16 protein-coding genes are annotated in these 18,489 nt (G+C 34.0%); 13 read left to right on the top strand and 3 right to left on the bottom strand.

The features are described from left to right. The first annotated feature begins 4 nt into the window (after positions 1–4). The 7 genes from rplQ to OOK92_RS04135 all read left to right on the top strand — a co-directional run bounded on the left by rplQ (position 5) and on the right by OOK92_RS04135 (position 5,454). Positions 5–433 carry a 50S ribosomal protein L17 gene (gene rplQ / locus OOK92_RS04165; RefSeq protein WP_253309077.1) on the top strand — a complete coding sequence of 143 codons (429 nt, stop codon included), beginning with the start codon at positions 5–7 and terminating at the stop codon, positions 431–433. Positions 434–456: 23 nt separating this feature from the next. Next, positions 457–822, top strand: a complete 366-nt coding sequence (locus OOK92_RS04160; protein WP_253309076.1) for a YraN family protein — start codon at positions 457–459, stop codon at positions 820–822. Between the two features lie 26 nt (positions 823–848). Continuing rightward, positions 849–1,409, top strand: coding sequence for an ATP synthase F1 subunit delta (atpH, locus tag OOK92_RS04155; protein ID WP_253309075.1), 561 nt, complete (start codon positions 849–851; stop codon positions 1,407–1,409). Further along, complete coding sequence (gene atpA / locus OOK92_RS04150) at positions 1,406–2,947, top strand: F0F1 ATP synthase subunit alpha (protein WP_264736349.1); 1,542 nt, start codon at positions 1,406–1,408, stop codon at positions 2,945–2,947. The genes atpH and atpA overlap by 4 nt, the downstream gene beginning before the upstream one ends. 9 nt (positions 2,948–2,956) lie before the next feature. Continuing rightward, positions 2,957–3,451 carry a transcription elongation factor GreA gene (gene greA, locus OOK92_RS04145; RefSeq protein ID WP_264736348.1) on the top strand — a complete coding sequence of 165 codons (495 nt, stop codon included), beginning with the start codon at positions 2,957–2,959 and terminating at the stop codon, positions 3,449–3,451. A 6-nt stretch (positions 3,452–3,457) separates the two neighbouring features. Then, a complete protein-coding gene (gene ribB / locus OOK92_RS04140; RefSeq protein WP_182182755.1) occupies positions 3,458–4,102 on the top strand; it encodes a 3,4-dihydroxy-2-butanone-4-phosphate synthase in 645 nt (214 codons plus the stop codon). Positions 4,103–4,173: 71 nt separating this feature from the next. Then, positions 4,174–5,454 (top strand): M48 family metalloprotease, encoded by a 1,281-nt coding sequence (locus OOK92_RS04135; RefSeq protein WP_264688286.1) that lies wholly within the window; start codon positions 4,174–4,176, stop codon positions 5,452–5,454. Between the two features lie 28 nt (positions 5,455–5,482). Here OOK92_RS04135 and OOK92_RS04130 read toward each other — a convergent pair whose 3' ends face one another. Both OOK92_RS04130 and fabG read right to left on the bottom strand, forming a co-directional pair. Beyond that, positions 5,483–5,818, bottom strand: coding sequence for a TrbC/VirB2 family protein (locus tag OOK92_RS04130; RefSeq protein WP_264736346.1), 336 nt, complete (start codon positions 5,816–5,818; stop codon positions 5,483–5,485). Positions 5,819–5,913: 95 nt separating this feature from the next. After that, entirely contained in the window at positions 5,914–6,648 is a 735-nt protein-coding gene (fabG, locus tag OOK92_RS04125) for a 3-oxoacyl-[acyl-carrier-protein] reductase (RefSeq protein ID WP_253309071.1), read from the bottom strand. A 266-nt stretch (positions 6,649–6,914) separates the two neighbouring features. Between fabG and OOK92_RS04120 the strand changes: the two genes are divergently transcribed. The 6 genes from OOK92_RS04120 (at position 6,915) to OOK92_RS04095 (ending at position 15,941) form a co-directional block, all read left to right on the top strand. Then, positions 6,915–8,435 (top strand): HlyD family type I secretion periplasmic adaptor subunit, encoded by a 1,521-nt coding sequence (locus OOK92_RS04120; protein ID WP_253309070.1) that lies wholly within the window; start codon positions 6,915–6,917, stop codon positions 8,433–8,435. A gap of 543 nt (positions 8,436–8,978) precedes the next feature. Further along, on the top strand, positions 8,979–9,743 hold the full coding sequence (gene coxB / locus OOK92_RS04115) for a cytochrome c oxidase subunit II (RefSeq protein WP_264736344.1): 765 nt from the start codon (positions 8,979–8,981) through the stop codon (positions 9,741–9,743). 15 nt (positions 9,744–9,758) lie between these two features. Continuing rightward, positions 9,759–11,309: a cytochrome c oxidase subunit I gene (gene ctaD / locus OOK92_RS04110; RefSeq protein WP_253309068.1), complete on the top strand. Its 1,551-nt coding sequence runs from the start codon at positions 9,759–9,761 to the stop codon at positions 11,307–11,309. 1 nt (position 11,310) lies between these two features. Continuing rightward, positions 11,311–12,198, top strand: coding sequence for a heme o synthase (locus tag OOK92_RS04105; RefSeq protein ID WP_264736343.1), 888 nt, complete (start codon positions 11,311–11,313; stop codon positions 12,196–12,198). A 175-nt stretch (positions 12,199–12,373) separates the two neighbouring features. Beyond that, positions 12,374–12,811 carry a ribonuclease HI gene (gene rnhA, locus OOK92_RS04100; protein WP_253309066.1) on the top strand — a complete coding sequence of 146 codons (438 nt, stop codon included), beginning with the start codon at positions 12,374–12,376 and terminating at the stop codon, positions 12,809–12,811. After that, on the top strand, positions 12,804–15,941 hold the full coding sequence (locus OOK92_RS04095; RefSeq protein ID WP_264736342.1) for a YhdP family protein: 3,138 nt from the start codon (positions 12,804–12,806) through the stop codon (positions 15,939–15,941). Before rnhA ends, OOK92_RS04095 begins: the two co-directional genes overlap by 8 nt. Positions 15,942–16,113: 172 nt before the next feature. Here the strand turns inward: OOK92_RS04095 and OOK92_RS04090 are convergent, their stop codons facing one another. After that, positions 16,114–18,159, bottom strand: a complete 2,046-nt coding sequence (locus OOK92_RS04090) for a hypothetical protein (protein WP_264736341.1) — start codon at positions 18,157–18,159, stop codon at positions 16,114–16,116. Positions 18,160–18,489: the final 330 nt, after the last annotated feature.

Genomic DNA, 18,489 nt, shown 5'->3' with positions numbered 1-18,489 from the left:
ATATATGAAACATGGAATAAAAAAACGTAAACTATCTCGTTGCACTGAACATAGATTATCGACGTTAAAGAATCTATCTATCTCATTAATTAACCATGAGCAGATTGTAACTACTTTACCAAAAGCTAAGGAACTTCGTCCATATGTCGAAAAGTTTATTACAATTGCTAAGAATAAGAATACTTTACATGGTAGAAGACTTTTGCTTTCACGCCTTCATAATAGTAAGTTAGCAGTTGATAAGTTATTAAACGTCTTAGCCAGCCGTTATCAAGATCGTAAAGGTGGGTATTCTAGAATAATAAAATTTAGCACTCGAAAGGGTGATTGCGCTTCAATGGCAGTGATAGAACTGGTTAATAGGGATATTGCAGCAAGAGGTAAGGTTTATAGTAAAAATAGAGAAGGAGGCAAAGTAGTTACACAAAGTTAATTGTTATCATAATTGTTCTTCTTATGGTAAGTAGGTTACGCTACTTTGTAGGTTACTTTGGCGAATTGTTAGTTTTGGCATATTTAAAGCTGAAATGGTATAATGTTATAAAACGCCGTTACCGTTGTAAGTTCGGTGAAATTGACTTAATTGTATCTAAAAAAAAGGAGCTGATTTTTATAGAAGTTAAAACAAGTTTACTTGGAAAAGAAATACCGATATCTCATCTTCAATGTCAGTCTATTATAAATTCTTCTAAGTATTTCTTAAGTACAAACCTTAGTTTTTTAGATTATTCAGTCAGATATGATTTATGTTTTCTTTCCTTAAAGAGAGGACCTGTTTATATAAAAAATGCTTGGATTGAAGAATGGAAGGTTTGTAGCTGAATTAATTTAGATTTACTGGATTTAATATGAAAAAGACCCAATACAATAATTTAGTTTCATCTTACGCTAGAGTGCTGTTTCATGTCTCAGGAAGCAGGTTAGGTATTATAAGGAAAGAAGTAGAATTTTTATTGGCTTTTTTTAAGGATCAACGTGATGTTTTTGTGTACCTATCTCATCCTATGATTTCTTTTGCACACAAAAAAGAAGTGATGCTTTCTATAAATGAGCACTTGAGTGAAAATTTAGTAAAATTTATTATGGTTATATTTGCAAACAAACGCTCTAGTTTATTGATCCTTATATTAGAAAAATTCTTAAGTCTTGCAAAAGAAAATGAAAATGAATTCGAAATTACTATAAAGTCAGCAGAAGCTTTAAAGGAATCTGATATAAAAATAATTACTGAATCTTTGAGCTTTCTTGGTAAAATAATAAAAGTAAGCAATGTGGTTGACCCTTCTATACTAGGTGGCTTCGTAGTTAGGTATGGTTTTAATTTGATCGATGCTTCGCTAAAAAGTTACTTAGATAGGTTAGTTGACTTAAGTAAAATGGAAATATTAAAAGTAAGGAATTTTGTATGAAGAACAGTATGAATGTTTCTGAGATAGCAAGTGTAATAAGGGAAAAAGTTGAGACGTTTGATAATCCTATAAAGCGGGAAAATATAGGTGAAGTAATTTCAGTAACAGATGGTATCGCATTGGTTTATGGGCTGGAAAAAGCAAAATTCGGTGAAAAGGTATTTTTTGCAAGCGGTGTAGAAGGAATAGTTCTTGATTTAGATCATGATACGGCTGGAATAGTTGTGCTTGGTAATGACCGTGATGTGAAAGAAGGGGACGTTGTAAAATGTAGTGGTGATGTTGTGCAGGTGCCTATAGGGCATGAATTGTTAGGGAGAGTTGTAAATGCGTTGGGCCATCCTATAGACGACGGTGGGGAAATTAGAGCCAAAAACAGAATGGATATAGAATCTAAAGCGCCAGGCATTATTGATCGTAAGTCTGTGCATGAGCCACTACAAACAGGAATTAAAATTATAGATTTGCTAATTCCAATAGGTAGAGGGCAGCGTGAATTGATTATTGGCGATAGACAAATTGGTAAAACTACTATTGCGCTTGATACTATTATCAATCAGAAGAAGATTAACGATGAGGTAAACGAAAATCAAAAAATTTACTGTGTTTATGTTGCTATTGGACAAAAAATTTCAACAGTAGCAAAAGTGGTAAATAAGCTGAAAGAAAGCGGAGCATTAGAGTATACAACTGTAGTTGTGGCTAGTGCATCTGACTGCGCGCCTATGCAATTTTTAGCACCTTATGCTGGTTGCACTATGGGGGAATTTTTCCGTGACAATGGAATGCATTGTTTGATTATATATGATGATTTATCTAAGCATGCTGTGGCATATAGGCAGATGTCTTTATTGCTCAGACGTCCTCCTGGTCGTGAAGCTTACCCTGGAGATATATTCTATGTACATTCTCGCTTGCTTGAAAGAGCTGCTAAAATGTCTGATAAAAAAGGGCAGGGGTCTTTAACTGCTTTGCCGATTGTCGAAACTCAAGCTGGTGATGTATCTGCATATGTGCCAACAAATGTTATTTCAATTACCGATGGGCAGATCTTTCTTGAGTCTGAATTATTTTATAAAGGATTTCGACCTGCAGTAAATATAGGTTTGTCAGTTTCACGGGTTGGTTCTGCTGCACAACTAAAGTCTGTGAAGAAAGTTGCTAGTTCTATAAAGCTAAGCTTAGCTCAGTATAGAGAATTAGAAGATTTTGCAAAATTTGGTTCTGATCTTGATGCTAGTGTTCAATTATCCTTGAATAAGGGTAAATATCTTGTCGAGTTATTAAAGCAAAAACAACATTTACCTATGTCAATAGAAGAGCAAGTAGTGCTGATGTATATTTTTTCTAACCTATATAATCAGTTAAGTAAAATACAAATAAGTTACATTAATAAATTTGAACATGATCTTATTAATTATTTTCATACTGTACACCCTGGGGTTTTAAAAAAGTTGTCAAATGACATGAGTGATGATATAAAAGGTGATATTTTTAACATTGTGAGTAATTTCGTTACTCAATTTAATTGCGTTTAGGTGGTGATTATGGCTTCATCCATTATTAATAAATTTCCTATGACGAGGGAAGGTTTTGAGAATATGCAAGCCGAACTTGAAAAATTAAAGGAAGAAAAACCTTCTGTGATACAGGCTATTTCTGATGCTCGTGATCAAGGTGATTTGTCTGAAAATGCAGAGTATCATGCAGCACGGGAAAGGTTAGGTTTTATTGAAGGCCGTATAATGGAGATAGAAAGTAAGCTCTCACATGCGGAAGTAATAGAAGTAAAAAATTTGTCTGGTGATTCAGTAATGTTTGGTGCAACTGTGACATTAAGCATGTTAAGTGATAATAACGGTGAAGTGGAATATGTTTATAAGGTTGTAGGCGAATATGAAGCTGATGTTTCAAAGCAGTTAATATCTACTAGTTCACCACTTGGGAGTGCCTTAATCGGCAGAAAAGTCGGTGAGTATGTGGAAGTGACAGTGCCAAATGGAGAGAAATTGTATAAAATAGTTAAGATTGAATTTAAGTAAATTATTATGGTACAGGCCACTTATGCTTCAATGAGTCTACCCGGTATTTCTTCTGTGGAAGATGTATTAGAGGATGCTCGTTCCGGTAAATTATTCATTTTAGTTGATGATGAAAGTAGAGAGAATGAAGGTGATTTGGTTGTCTTAGCTGAAAAAGTAAAACCAGAACATATGGCTTTTATGGTTAGGTACGGTACAGGGGTTGTGTGCTTAGCAATGACTAAATTTCACATGAAGAGGTTGGGCCTTAATTTCATGGAAAAGAAAAATATTGGTGAAAATCATACCGCATTTACTACATCAATTGATGCACGTTATGGCATTACAACCGGTGTTTCAGCAGAGGATAGAACGAAAACTATACATGCTGCTATCAACAAGGATGGCACTCAGGATGACATCATAACTCCAGGTCATGTTTTTCCTGTAATTGCACATAAAGGTGGGGTGGCACAACGTGCTGGTCATACTGAAGCGAGTGTTGAAATGGCGAAGTTAGTAGGGTTTGATCATTCAGCAGTTATTTGTGAATTAGTGAATGATGATGGCTCTATGATGCGCTTACCTCAGTTACTTAAATTTGCTGAACAACATAAAATTAAGTTAACTACCATCGACAAACTTATCAGTTACGTTAAAAAATTAAACTAGCGTTTATAAATTTGTATAATTTAAGTGTTAAAATATAGAATTCCTATAAATTATACAAGCACAGAATTTCCATGTTTAGAATTGCTAAGTTTTTGACCTTATTGTTCTTTTTTGCATATTATAATAATGCTTACTCTATTAACATTATTAGAGATAGTGAAGTGGAAGCAATAGTGAAAGAGCTAGCGCAACCTTTATTTTTCGCTGCAAACATTGATAGTGACCGAATGAAAGTTTTTATAATTAATGATAATTCGATTAATGCTTTTGTAATTAACAACAACAGTATCTTCATTCATTTAGGACTTTTACAATACTCGGCTAAACCTTATGTCCTGCTTGGTATATTAGCACATGAGATTGCTCACATATCTGCTGGTCATATATTGCAAATGAGTAGTGCTATGGGTTATTTTCAATCGATAGCAATGATTAGTTATATGGTAGGATTAGTTTCTAGTATTATCATTAACCCTCAGGTTGCTGGTGCAATTTTGCTTAGTGGTGTAGCACTCAGTTCAGGGCTATTTTTTAACTATTCTCAAGAGCAAGAAAGTGTAGCAGATAGCTATGCTTTAAGGTACCTTGATGAATCTGGCTATGATAATTCAGGTATGAAAGAGATTTTTGATTATTTTAAAAGTATTGAGCATGAGAACACCGAGGAATATTTCCGCACTCACCCACTTAGTGAGAAACGCATATTTGCTGTACAAAATTATAAGGTCAAAAACAACGTAAAACCAATTTTTGCGGATAAGTTACTAAAGTTTGAGCGTGTGGTTGCAAAGTTAGACTCTTTCTTTGTTCCTATTCATGTGTTATCTAATAAATATGAAAATAATTCTGAGTATGTAAATGCTATAGTTTGCTATAGGCAAGGAAAGATAGAAGAGGCTATTGCTAAAGTTAATTCATTGATTCAAGAGTCACGCAATGACCCATACCTATATGAATTAAAAGCAGAAATGCTATACAAGGCCGGAAATTTAAGTGAAGCAATAAAAATGTATGAGGAATCGCTTAGGTATTTATCTGAGAAAAACAGTTATTTAGTGAAACTTGCATTATCTCATACTTTATTATTACACGGTGATGCAAAAAAGGCGATTTTTTACCTGGAGCAGATTTTGAATGTAGAACCAAATAACGCTTTTGTCTGGAAATATTTAAGCATTGCATATAAATGTGAAGCTGATACGGCAATGCATTATTTTGCCTTGACAAAAAAGGCTTGTATTGAAGGTGATTTAAAGCAATTTACAAAATATGCTGAGCTAGCTGTTAAAACTCTACCAAAAGATAGTCCTTATTTGTTGCAAGTTGAAGATATGAAGCGATTTAATGGATAACAAAAAAGCATTTCTGCACTTTTATGGGTTATTTTCCACACTTTTCCAACATAGCTTTTGCTTCATTACTTACGTTGGGCATAATTTTCGTTATGATAGTTTTAGCGCCAAAAAATACACCACAGAACATGCCTAGAGCAAAGAGGGCTGGCCACGGCATCCTGCCAAATATTGCAAGCAAAGCTGCACCAATTATTACTACCGTCATAAGTGGACCGCCTATTCCCCAAACGTAACCAATAATATTGCATATTACTTTAGTTGTGTCATCCATATCAGGATCAGCGGTAGCTGCATAACCTGAGAAAGAGAAAAGTAATACTACACAAAAAACACTAAAAAATCTTTTTATTATAGAGCTCATTTTCTTGCCTTTAAATAACAAATTAACGCAAACGCAAACCTACACATATTTTTATTTTAAAGTAAAAATTATAATTTGTCTATACATAAGTGTTGCTACATAAATAACCCACCATTAATGTTAAGCACATGCCCTGTTATATATTTTGCTTCATCACTTGCTAAAAATAATACCCCTGCTGCTATTTCTTCCCCTGTTCCCATTCTTTTCATTGGAATATTATCTAATATTTTTCCCTTTTGTCCTTCATTTAAAACTTCAGTCATTTTAGTATCTATAAACCCAGGAGCAATACAATTTACTGTTATATTACGACTTGCAACTTCTTTTGCTATAGATTTGCTCATAGCTATTATTCCAGCTTTAGACGCTGCATAATTTGCTTGCCCGGCGTTTCCTGTCAGCCCTATTATTGAGGAAATATTTATAATTCTTCCCCAATTATTCTTAATTAGTCTCTTACATGCTTCTCTACTCAGCTTAAATGTAGAGCTCAAGTTAATATCAATTACTTTTTGCCATGCTTCATCTGTCATTCTCAATAATAAACTGTCTCGCGTAATGCCCGCATTGCATATAAGCCCGTCAAAGCCTTCCATCAACTCACTTGCTCTATTTACTAGTTGATTTACTTCCTCAGCATTTGATAAGTCACAAGGGAGTATGTGCATATTTTTTTCATATTGTTTAGCAACTTCTTCGAGCACTTCTTTTTTTGTGCCAGAAATACATAAAGTTGCTCCGGCTTTGTGCATAATTTTTACAATTGCTTGCCCTATTCCGCCTGATGCGCCAGTGATCAGGAACTTTCTACTTTCCAATCTAAACATAATAACTTTATATTATCTTAATTCCTAACAGAATATCGACTGGTTGGCAATAGATTTCTTACATAATATAAGTAACTCAGATATTCACAAAATAAAGGAAAAGTTATAATAAAGTTAAACGTCAAAAAATTTTAAAAACATAGTTGATGCAGGAATTGTTACTAAATAGTTTATTCTGGTGCTCTGCAGTCTAAATGGAATGCCTAAATTATAGATTCTTTGTTTTTGTGTGTTATCTTGAGTTAACACAAATTCACAGTAGTATTATGATAAGTAAGTTAAAAAAGCTTAGCGCTGGATTTTCTTTGACAGGCCTGATTGGCCATAGTGATAATATAAATATGCAAGGAGCAAAAAATAAAAAGAAGAAGTACCCAAAATTTTTGGATAAGACGTTTGCATTGATTGATGCAGTGATAAATTTTATTTTAAAACGCGAAAGTAATAACGTAAATGAAGTTCTGAGAGTAACATGGGGACCACTATTTTTTGGTCTGGTAGTAATACTCATCTTTTTTGGGATAGGTGGTATTTGGTCGGCTATAGCTCCAATTGACGGTGCGGTGCATGCAAGTGGAGAAGTTATTGTATCTTCAAATAGGAAAATAGTTCAACACTTGGGCGGAGGAATAATAAGCAAAATTTTAGTCAAAGAGAGCCAAGCAGTTAAAAAAGATGAGCCTCTAGTTTTGTTGAGTGATGTTAACGAGAAGGCGAATTTAAGTATTATCAAAGAGAAGCTCTTATCATTTTTAGCAACAGAAGCAAGGCTTATTGCAATCAGAGGAGATTTAGACACGCTCGAGTTTCCTGATGAGGTTAAAAAATTATCTCACGATGAACTTGTAAATAAAGCGATAAAGAATCAAGTAAAGTTGTTCAACTCTCAGAGAAAGAGCATATTGGGAAAAACAGACATACTGCAACAACGTATAAAGCAGTTAAATGATGAATTAGCTGGGCTAAACTTTCAACTAAATGCAGCTCATAAGCAATATGACTTGATAACTGAGGAGTTGGAAACAAAAAGACAATTACTTGATAGTGGCCATATAAGCAAACCACACATTTTAGCTTTAGAAAAACAGTTTGCTGAAATTGAAGGCAGAGTTGGACATTACCGTTCTGCAATATCTCAAGTGCAGCAAAAAATTGGAGAGAATGAATTAGAAATTATAAACGTGAGAAATGATTCTCAAGAAAGAGCAAACGCTGAACTTAAGGAAGTTAGTACGTCTATTGCAGACTTGAAAGAGAGGCTGATGGTTGCTGAAGATTCATTAGCACGTACAATAATTAAATCCCCTCAAGATGGGATAGTCACAGATATAAGATACCATACTGAAGGTGGTGTTATACAATCTGGAGTTCCAATCATGAGCGTAGTGCCATCGGATGATGACCTAATAATAGATGCTAAAATTCAGACCAGAAACATAGAAGAGGTACTGTCAGCACAAAAGAAAGATAGCAACATAGTCTCTATTGATGGGCTAGAAGGGCTAAAGGTTAAAGTCCGGCTGAGTGCTTACAGTGCACGTCGTTTAAGTTTAATTAGTGGTATAGTAAGCCATATTTCTCCTGATGCTCTTGATGATCCAAGACTAGGGCGTTATTATTCAGTGCGCGTGGTGATACCAAAGTCAGAGCTTGCTCAGTTTAAAAACGTATACCTATACCCTGGTATGCCAGCAGAAGTGTACATAGTTACTCAATCCCGTACTCTTTTATCATTCTTGTTTACGCCTATAATTGCAACAGTCGATAGGTCTTTTATAGAAAGGTAGCTCTATTTGGCTTCTCTAAAGATTTCGTTTACAGAATCTAGTAACTCAGCTATGCAGAATGAAAAAAGTTTGTATGGTATACAAATATAGTGTGTTTTTTTATAATTATTTTCTATAATGCGTAAATCTTTGGTCCAAGCTGTAAATGCTACCATAGGCATTAAAAGTTAATTAACAAACTGCAATGTATAATAAAATAAAGGAACTTGTAAGATTTTGATCTTGCAAATTATAAACTTGTCATAAAGTTTAATAGTGTCTGTTACTGCTTTTAGGTGTGAGGCTAGAGGGTTATTAGCAGTAACAGACACTATTAAACTTATTATAGAATTTACTTAAAGTAAATACTTAATTTAAAATATCATAATATTTTTCCTTACAATAGATTTATGTAAATGCTTTTTTCCTCAAATTAGTATTGTACTATTATACTTATTGAATGCTAAAAAATTATTAACCATCACTAATCTCTATTTGCATAGTAAGTTTATATATACTATTATACAGTATATCATTTAGTTTTATAGCAAACAAACAAAAGATATGGTGAAGTTATTTGCACTATTGATAATATTTTACTCAAATATATCTGTTGCCTCTGCTCCTACTTCCTGGCAATTTGGATTTCCTGCTCCTGCAACTGAAGTAATGGAGGCTGTAGTTAGGTCACATTCGTTTGTAATGGTTGTGATGGTTGCAATAATGCTTTTTGTGTGGGCGCTGCTTGCTTATGTAGTATTTCGCTTTCGTAAAAGCAAAGTGGCAAACGTAAGCCAAACTAACCACAATGTCCTTTTAGAAATTGTTTGGTTTGTTATACCAACGATTATTGTTTGTATATTAGCCTTTGAAAACGCTAAATTACTGAAGCTACAGGAAGAAATACCGAAAGCTGATATAACACTGAAAGTTATTGGCCATCAATGGTATTGGAGTTACCAATATCCAGAATATCAAGGTGTGTCATTTGATAGTTATATTAAGGGAAAAGAAGACTTTATCGAAGGAGATTTAAAGCTATTCTCTGTTGATAACAACATCGTTTTACCCATTAATACTAACGTTCGTTTACAAGTTACAGCAGGAGATGTGATACACAGCTGGGGAGTACCGGCTTTCGGTGTAAAAATTGATGCGATACCAGGTAGGCTGAATGAGGCGTGGTTTAATATCAAAAAGTCTGGTGTTTATTACGGGCAGTGCTATGAATTGTGTGGTCAAGGCCATGGATTTATGCCAATTGTTGTTGAAGCAGTAAGCAAAGAAGATTTTAATAAGTGGATTGAAAATAGAAAATTAGTGAGTTAAATTTGGAGTATAGATATGAGTGACGTACCAAAGGGCATAAAGCGTTGGTTGTTTTCCACTAATCATAAAGACATAGGGACACTGTACATTATTTTTTCCATATTAGCTGGAATTATTGGTGGATTATTATCGGTGATTATTCGCACTCAGCTAATGCACATTAATATACTTAACAATAATTATCAATTATATAACGTAATGGTTACAGGGCATGCGTTGATAATGGTGTTTTTTATGATAATGCCAGCCCTCATGGGAGGATTTGGTAACTGGTTTGTACCTCTCATGATTGGCGCACCAGATATGGCATTTCCTCGTATGAATAATTTAAGTTTTTGGTTATTAGTGTCATCTTTTATTTTGCTCATTCTCTCAGTGTTTATTGGTGAAGGTCCAGGTACAGGTTGGACTTTATATCCACCTTTATCACAGGTAATGTCCCATCCAAGTGCAGGAGTTGACATTGCTATACTTGCACTTCATGTTGCTGGTATGTCGTCAATTGTTGGGGCGATCAACTTTATAGTTACTATATTTAACATGCGCACAAAAGGAATGTCATTAACTAAGATGCCACTGTTTGTTTGGTCTGTCTTGCTAACAGCATTTATGTTGATTGTTGCCTTACCAGTGCTTGCCGGTGCTATAACTATGCTTCTTACTGATCGCAATGTTGGTACTTCCTTTTTTGATCCTGCCGGTGGCGGAGATCCTGTGTTATTTCAACATCTATTTTGGTTTTTTGGTCATCCAGAAGTTTACGTAATTATTTTTCCTGCATTTGGCATCATAAGTCAGGTTGTATCAACTTTTTCTCACAGACCTGTATTTGGTTACATAGGGATGGTTTATGCTATGATAGGTATAGCAGTATTTGGCTTTATGGTGTGGGCTCATCATATGTTCACTGTTGGGCTTAGTGCTGACGCTGCTGCATTTTTTAGCACTACCACAATTTTTATCGGTGTTATAACTGGTGTAAAAGTCTTTAGCTGGATTGCAACTATGTGGGGTGGAGCAATTGAGTTTAAGACCCCTATGCTATTTGCACTAGGTTTTATTTTCATGTTTGTTGGCGGTGGCATAACGGGAATAATTCTTTCTCATGGTGGAATAGATAAGCTTCTGCATGATACCTACTATGTTGTTGCTCACTTCCATTATGTCATGTCACTTGCTGCATTATTTGGAGCTTTTGCTGGCTTTTATTATTGGATTGGTAAAATGTCGGGTAAACAATATAATGAGCGCTTAGGTCAAATCCACTTTTGGCTTACTTTTATTAGTACCAATATCACTTTTTTACCTCAACATTTCTTAGGATTAGCTGGCATGCCAAGGCGTATACCTGATTATCCTGATGCGTTTATCCCTTGGAATTATATATCCTCAATTGGCTCATATATGTCCTTTGTTTCAGTTATGTTTTTTGTGTTTATAGTTATACATCTCTTTAAATGGGGCAAGAAAGCTGGAGATAATCCTTGGGAAGGTGACACCTTGGAATGGACGGTATCTTCACCACCGCCTTTTCATACTTTCGAAAAACCACCAGTGGTAAAATAGAATGTACACAAGTATTTTGCTAAATGTTGAATCAACAATACTGGATTTTTGGCGTTTGCTGAAGCCAAGGATAATGTATCTTGTGGTATTTACTGCAGTTGCTGGTATGGTTACTGCACCAGGTAGTATGCACCCTTTTCTAGCACTAATATCTCTTATATGTGTTGCTCTTGGCTCAGGATCTGCAGGTGCTATAAATATGTGGTATGACAGAGACATAGATCTGCTCATGGAAAGGACAAAAAACCGCCCTATACCCTCAGGAAGAATTCTTGCAGAAAGTGCGCTTGAATTTGGTATAACTCTTGGAATATTGTCAGTATTTATCATGGCAATAGCAGTAAACTATATTTCTGCTGCTTTGCTTGCAGTTAGCATATTATTTTACGTTTTCGTATATACAATTTGGCTAAAAAGGCGTACTCCACAGAATATCGTTATCGGTGGTGCAGCAGGTGCTTTTCCTCCAATGATTGGCTGGGCAGCTGTGACTAATTCTGTCAGTTGGGAAAGTTTCATTTTATTTTTAGTAATTTTTATGTGGACTCCACCACACTTTTGGGCCCTATCTTTAAATAAGTCTGAAGACTATGCAAGAGCATCGATTCCTATGTTCAATATTGTTTATGGTCCGGAAAAAACAAGAAAATATATATTAATTTATAGTGTGTTGCTGGTATTAACCAGCTTGCTTCCAGCTCTATTTTTGAAAAAGGCTTTACTTTATCTAAGCATGGCAATTTTTGCAGGTTGCATCTTTATTTGGTACGCTATATCAATTCTCAGATTCAAGAACCACAACTCACAGAAACAAATGTTTTCTTATTCAATTTCTTATCTATTTTCCCTATTCGCCAGTATTATTTTTTGTTCTATTGATTTATTTTAGTTATGAAAGAACGGCAGAAGCATAAAAACTATTTTTTACTTTTCCTTTTGGTAATGCTCGTTGTCACACTTTTTTTTGTTTCTATAATAAAATTTAAAGGTGCAGCTTAAACTACCTTTAGAAATTGTGCTTTCATAAAAGCAACTATATACTTTGTTAACCGATATAAACAAAGATGAGTAAGAAAGAAGTGACAATATACACGGATGGGGCGTGTTCTGGTAATCCTGGAGCGGGAGGATGGGCAGCTATCATATTATTTCAAGATTATAGAAAAGACATTTATGGTAGAGAAGAAAATACCACAAACAATAAAATGGAGTTAACAGCGGTGATCAATGGGCTAAAAGTATTGAAATTTTCTTGTAATATTAATTTATATACGGATAGTCTTTATATTAAGCATGGCATAACAGAGTGGATAAATAAGTGGAAAATGAATGGCTGGAAAACAAGTAATAAAAAATCAGTAAAAAATATGGAATTGTGGAAAGAGCTAGACAACGTTGCTTCACAACACGAAATTGATTGGAAGTGGGTTAAAGCACACAGTGGCAATAAATATAATGAGGAGGCTGATATTTTAGCAAGAAAAGCAATAATCGATGCTTAAAAAAATTACTATATTATTTTCCGTAGCTTTATTGTTCATATTGTGCTTCTTTATTTTTTTAAAGCCTTTAGAAATCAATATTAATTATATTAATTTTTATGTTAGACATAAAATATCAAAAATATTTGTTGGCTCAAGCGTTAATATGGAGAATACCTCAGTTGTTTGGCAGAAAGATGGCAAAGATCCGTATTTAGTCATTACAGATTTGGCAATAGCAAACCCTAATTTTACTATAAAAGTTCCTGAGCTTTTTGTACATTTTAAGTTAAGTTCCTTATTTAAAGCTAGCACAAATCTCTCTCAGGTTTCAGCTGATAATGTGCATGTATGTATCAAGAGAGAAGAAACTAATGTTAATCCGCAAAACTCATTAGACCTTTTGGATAATCATTATTTAAATAGTAACCGCCTTCCTTCGGTGTCATTCCAGCGCGTGACGCTGGAATCTAGAAAAAAAGAAACAAGTAGTCAAGCTACTTGGATGACAAGGACGAGTGCTGGAATGACAAGGACGAGTGCTGGAATGACAGGGAAGAATTTCAAGATGACAGAAAGCAGTGCAAAAAATCTATTAAAAACAATAAGGGAATTTTTTTTTGACTTAAATGCGGATTCAAAAATTGAATTTACTAACATCGCTATTGATAAAAGCACAGAAGATGAATTTTTTATTGATAAATTATATATAGGGAAGGGGGAAGATTTTAATGTTTTAGATATTCATGTGAATACAAAAGATGGAAAGGGATTTTTGGATGATTTATCAATTACAATAAAAAATCGCAACAATTTGCTAAATGTATACGGGACATTTTATAATCTAAAATTGGGACTATTGAGCGAGTTTTCTACATTAGTTAAAAGCTACAATTTGGACAAAAATATAGGATTCAAAGGAAGCTTCTCAGTGAAAATTAATAAAAAGGATGAAATTGTAGATGGAAATATATACGTATTGAATACAGAAAATTATTTGAACAAAAATTTGGCCTTAACTAATGTAAATATAAATTTAACATATAGTGATGGAATTATTAGTGTAAAAAACTTCCATTTTAAGTTAAATGACACGTATCTCTCTTTAATAGGCAAGATGAACTTTAGTACAAGTCATGCTTTGCTTAGAATTAATATTAGCAAGTTTGCTGCAAAGGATTTATGTACTTATGTACCAGATGGTGTAGTGAATAGTAAATTTAGAAGCTGGTATTGTGATAATATTAATGGGGATGTTTTAAATACCATTGTAAGTTTCAATGGCAAAATTAACAATTTGGTTGATGACGATCTGTCAGACATTGTAATTGTTGCTGATATAGAAAATGGTAGCGTAAAATTTGATGAAGATTTTGAGCAAGTAAAGGAATTAAAGGGTGATTTGATCATCAAGAATAACGATCTCAAAATTACTGCAAATAGCGCTAAGTTTCAGAATTTCACTATTAATGGTGGTGATATTGAAATGAAATCTCTCAATAAGGAAAATTCAGTTCTAACCATTAATGGCCAAGCTGTAAGTGATGCGTATGGTTTATATGAGCCTATAAGATTTAAGCTGGATGATGTGGTGAAGGTTGAAAGGGATAAAGTAAGTGGAATGGCAAAATCTGTATTTAATTTTCGCATTTTTAATCTAAATGCTGATGACAAAAAAGTAGACTTCTCAGCAAATTTTCATTCTGAAATTGACAATTTGGCCGTCTATAATGCAAGTCTTGGTAAATATGACATTAAGCTTAGTTTTGGCAGTGACTTTATAGATTTAAATGGTAGTGGTATGGTGAATAACACACAGCTATTATTTGACCTGAAAAGTAGCAATAGGAATGAAAGTTTTGCCTGGAATTTGACCGGAGATTTACCCGCTCAAATACTTGATTTTGATGAAAATATAGGTGGCTATGTCAATACAAATATAGAATTGGTAATAAATCAAGATAAGACGGGACATGTTAATGGTAATATGGATTTATCAGAGCTTGAATCACGTTCAAGTTATTTTGGGTGGAAAAATCGTTTTGAAGATCACAATAAAGTTTTGTTCTCTGTAAAATTAAAAGGTGCCGATGAATTGTTAATAGACAAATTAGATGTTATAGGAAATGACCTAGATATAAAATTCAGCGGAAGAGTAGGAAATGGAAATTTATATTTAAATTCTAGTAGTTTTAAATTGCCTGATAATGATTTTAGTATAGAAATTGAATCAGGTAAGGAAAAAAATGCCATAACTATTTATGGTGAGAAAATCAATTTGAGTGATATTTTAGGCTTGCTTGGCAAAAACAATAATGGATTAAACAAAGATATAGAAATTAGTATGAATGTTGACAATGTAATTATGAAAGAAGGCGTCGTTATCAAAAATGCTAAGCTGAATGTAACCTGTACTAAAGGTAATTGCAATGGAAGTCAATTTACAGGACAGTTTCTAGAAGATAGCAGCAACATACTAGCGGAATACAGTGGAATAGGGCTCGAAATATATGCGGACAATGCAGGTATACTTTCGCGTTCCTTAGGCATTAGTAAATCAGTCAAAAATGGTAAACTTTCTCTTTATCTATCTCCTCAAAGAGAAAATGAAGAACATTATGGCATGTTATCTATTAGTAATTTTTATATCAAAGATGCTCCACTACTCACTACTTTATTATCGATGTCTTCGCTTCCTGGTATTGTAAATGCTATAAAGGATGAAGGTGTATACTTTTATAAATGTAATGTACCTTTCTCATACAAAGATGGCTCTGTCGAAATTGAAGAATCTTGGCTTGAAGGGGCGGAATTAGGCATTAGCACTAGCGGTAAGCTCGACATTAGAAATTATAAATTCCAAGTTGAAGGACAGGTAATACCAGCATATTCAATTAATAAATCTTTGTTAAAAATTCCTATAATTGGGAAACTTCTTACTGGCGGGAAAAGTAGGGGAATCGTTTCAATAGACTATAAAGCAAGTGGTGATGACAAAAACAATAACGTATCTGTTGATCTTATCTCTTCGCTAACTCCAAACCTATTAAAGAGGTTATTGGGAGTGTTTGATCGCACTATGACAAAAACTAACGAAGCTGTCATCGGTGGCTTAAAAGGTGGTGTGAAAAAGAAATTTGGTTCGACATGACCAAAAGGGAAGTTGTTTAACAAAATTATGGACAAAAATGCAAGAATTTCAGAATGATCCACCTGGTTTTTTATCTAGTTGTTTAAGTAATACCACTCCCTTTAGCCTCTCTATATTTGCTGAGGCTATAAACAATTAGAAAGGGTAGTGAAGTGGCTATAAAATAGTTTCACTACATGAACTCATCAGGTGAGCGATAATCGTCTAATAAGTGGTGATTGTTTGTAAAATTTCCTGCAATATTGTCGTCAACATTAAGTTCAAGCAAAGAAAGATTGTTATCAGATTGTTCTTCCTCTTTAGACCCAAATAACCATGAAAAGAATGATGAGATAGAATCAATAACGGATTTAATTGCTGGAAAAATATTGGATAAGAAATTACTGGGTTGCTGAGTGTCTTGCTGGTTACTTTTTTCCTCTTCTACATCTACATTACTTTGCTCTACTTCATTTGATTTTTCCACCTCTTGTTCAGGTTTACTTCTGCTTATATCCTCTTTGGGTTCTTTTCCTGATTCTGGTTCAGGCTCTTTTCCTGGTTTTGGATCTGTGTCATCCACATCTTCTTCAGACTTACTTCTGCTTATAAGTGTCTTATCTAACCATTCGGACATATTCTTGTCTGGATTATGAAAATACATTCGACTTATCTCCTTATTTTCATCAATAGAAATTACTACAGTTGCATTCTGACTTAATGGCCCCTCATTTAATCCATCACATTCACTAATGAGCGATTCATGAGAGTTCTTAATGTCTTTGATAAATTGAAGTTTTTCTTTTTCTGCTGAAAGATAACCTTTGTGTTGTATATCATAATTGGTCCCTTTGTACTTAAATTGCAACACTCCTGTAAACTCTGTGTATTCATCGCCTTTTTGTTCTTCTTCTGGTTCTGGATTCGTGCGGTTTTCATTTGCCTCTTCTTCAGACTTACTTCTGCTTATAAGCGTCTTATCTAGCTGTTTGAATATATTTTTGTCGGAGTTTTGAAAATACATTCGACTTATCTCCTTATTTTCATCAACAAAAATTACTACAGTTGCATTCTGACTTAATGGCCCCTCATTTAATCCATCACATTCACTAATGAGCGATTCATGAGAGTTCTTAATGTCTTTGATAAATTGAAGTTTTTCTTCTTCTGAAAAGTACTCGCATTTTACGTTATAAGTGGTGCCTTTGTATTTAAAACTAAATATCTCTCCATAGTCTGTATATTCATCTACTAGTTCATGAATATTCTTGACATTTTGTATAGCTTTAAATTTCTCTTCTTCTGAAAGGTCCTTGCGGTATATACTATAAGTTGTACCTTTGTATTTAAAACTAAACATCGATCCACGGTCTTCATATTCATCTAGTCCAGAATTCTTGACACGTTGTATAATTTGAAATTTTTCTTCTTCTGAAAGATCCTTGCGGTATATACTACCAGTTGTATCCTTATATTTAAATTGAAACATCCATCCATGGTCTTTATATTCATCTACACCCATCTGCTTGCAAATAGCTTTATAATTTTTTTCTTCTACTTCAAGTCCAATTGCATTTGCCATCAGCTGATCATTTACAGAGTCCAATTCTCTTACTTTTGCTTCGGAAAGCTTAAATTGAAACACATGACCGAATTCATGGGCTAAAACGTTGTCCGTATAAGTGTTTTTATAGAGCAATACGCTTTCTCCGTTCGTCATCCCACCAGAAATATTGATCATATCTTGAGATGTTGAAAACTTAGGAACCAAAGTGCCATATCCCCTATAATCATCTTTATTATTAAAAATATAGGTATGCACGGTGACTTGAGTATTACTAGCAATACAAAACTTTGCTTTATATGCCTCATAGGCATTTTGAATATCAAGCTTTATTTGATCTTTCTCCCGTTGCGATACATTGTCATAATGTATTACGCAATTCAACTGTCCGTATTCAAAATTAAATTGATTAGGCAATATATCTTGTAGTCCTACGTATTTTGTATTCTCACCAAAGTTTCTTGATTGTGCAGTTTTATATAAATTATTATAGTATGTAAAAGAGTTTCCATTAGGCAAGTTAGGTATTTGTGCAATCGTTCTTCCATGGTTATCGTAGAAAGAAATTTTAGAATCACCAATCCTAAAATTCTTTATAGATTGCCCACAAGTACCATCGTTTGCACAATCGTGATTATCTTTCTTATAAAACCGTGTGTTAGTGTATTTTTCCATTTTGATACCTCACTACTAAACCTTACTATATTATTATCTTGGTAAAAATCATAATAATTCGTTAACTTGTATTTTAAATCTGTATATCAAGTGTACTTTTCTCATAAAGCGCCAATTGTGAAGCTAATGAACTTTATTTGTTTAAAATTTTGCTGAAATAGCTCTTTTTATACTATGTTTTATATAGCTAAACTGACTTAGATTTACCGACAATTTGAAAAACGACAAATTCGTCATTCCGCTACTAGTTAGCGGAATCTATGCCGAGATACCGCGAATGAATCGCGGTATGACGGTTCGCGGCGGGATGACGATAAGCTCGTCATCCCG

The sequence above is a fragment of the Wolbachia endosymbiont (group A) of Rhinocyllus conicus genome, from assembly GCF_947250775.1.
Classification (GTDB): Bacteria; Pseudomonadota; Alphaproteobacteria; order Rickettsiales; family Anaplasmataceae; genus Wolbachia.
The sequence above is the reverse complement of the archived record's forward strand: the minus strand, read 5'-3'. Positions and strand labels throughout refer to the sequence as shown.

Bases quoted from the DNA above. Each gene is read 5' to 3' on its own strand.
- OOK92_RS04135 (WP_264688286.1), top strand. From the start codon at position 4,174: ATGTTTAGAATTGCTAAGTTTTTGACCTTATTGTTCTTTTTTGCATAT.
- fabG (WP_253309071.1), bottom strand. From the start codon at position 6,648: ATGTTTAGATTGGAAAGTAGAAAGTTCCTGATCACTGGCGCATCAGGC.
- OOK92_RS04090 (WP_264736341.1), bottom strand. From the start codon at position 18,159: ATGGAAAAATACACTAACACACGGTTTTATAAGAAAGATAATCACGAT.
- coxB (WP_264736344.1), top strand. From the start codon at position 8,979: ATGGTGAAGTTATTTGCACTATTGATAATATTTTACTCAAATATATCT.
- OOK92_RS04095 (WP_264736342.1), top strand. From the start codon at position 12,804: ATGCTTAAAAAAATTACTATATTATTTTCCGTAGCTTTATTGTTCATA.
- OOK92_RS04120 (WP_253309070.1), top strand. From the start codon at position 6,915: ATGATAAGTAAGTTAAAAAAGCTTAGCGCTGGATTTTCTTTGACAGGC.
- rnhA (WP_253309066.1), top strand. From the start codon at position 12,374: ATGAGTAAGAAAGAAGTGACAATATACACGGATGGGGCGTGTTCTGGT.
- atpA (WP_264736349.1), top strand. From the start codon at position 1,406: ATGAAGAACAGTATGAATGTTTCTGAGATAGCAAGTGTAATAAGGGAA.
- greA (WP_264736348.1), top strand. From the start codon at position 2,957: ATGGCTTCATCCATTATTAATAAATTTCCTATGACGAGGGAAGGTTTT.
- atpH (WP_253309075.1), top strand. From the start codon at position 849: ATGAAAAAGACCCAATACAATAATTTAGTTTCATCTTACGCTAGAGTG.
- OOK92_RS04160 (WP_253309076.1), top strand. From the start codon at position 457: ATGGTAAGTAGGTTACGCTACTTTGTAGGTTACTTTGGCGAATTGTTA.
- ribB (WP_182182755.1), top strand. From the start codon at position 3,458: ATGGTACAGGCCACTTATGCTTCAATGAGTCTACCCGGTATTTCTTCT.
- OOK92_RS04130 (WP_264736346.1), bottom strand. From the start codon at position 5,818: ATGAGCTCTATAATAAAAAGATTTTTTAGTGTTTTTTGTGTAGTATTA.
- rplQ (WP_253309077.1), top strand. From the start codon at position 5: ATGAAACATGGAATAAAAAAACGTAAACTATCTCGTTGCACTGAACAT.
- ctaD (WP_253309068.1), top strand. From the start codon at position 9,759: ATGAGTGACGTACCAAAGGGCATAAAGCGTTGGTTGTTTTCCACTAAT.
- OOK92_RS04105 (WP_264736343.1), top strand. From the start codon at position 11,311: ATGTACACAAGTATTTTGCTAAATGTTGAATCAACAATACTGGATTTT.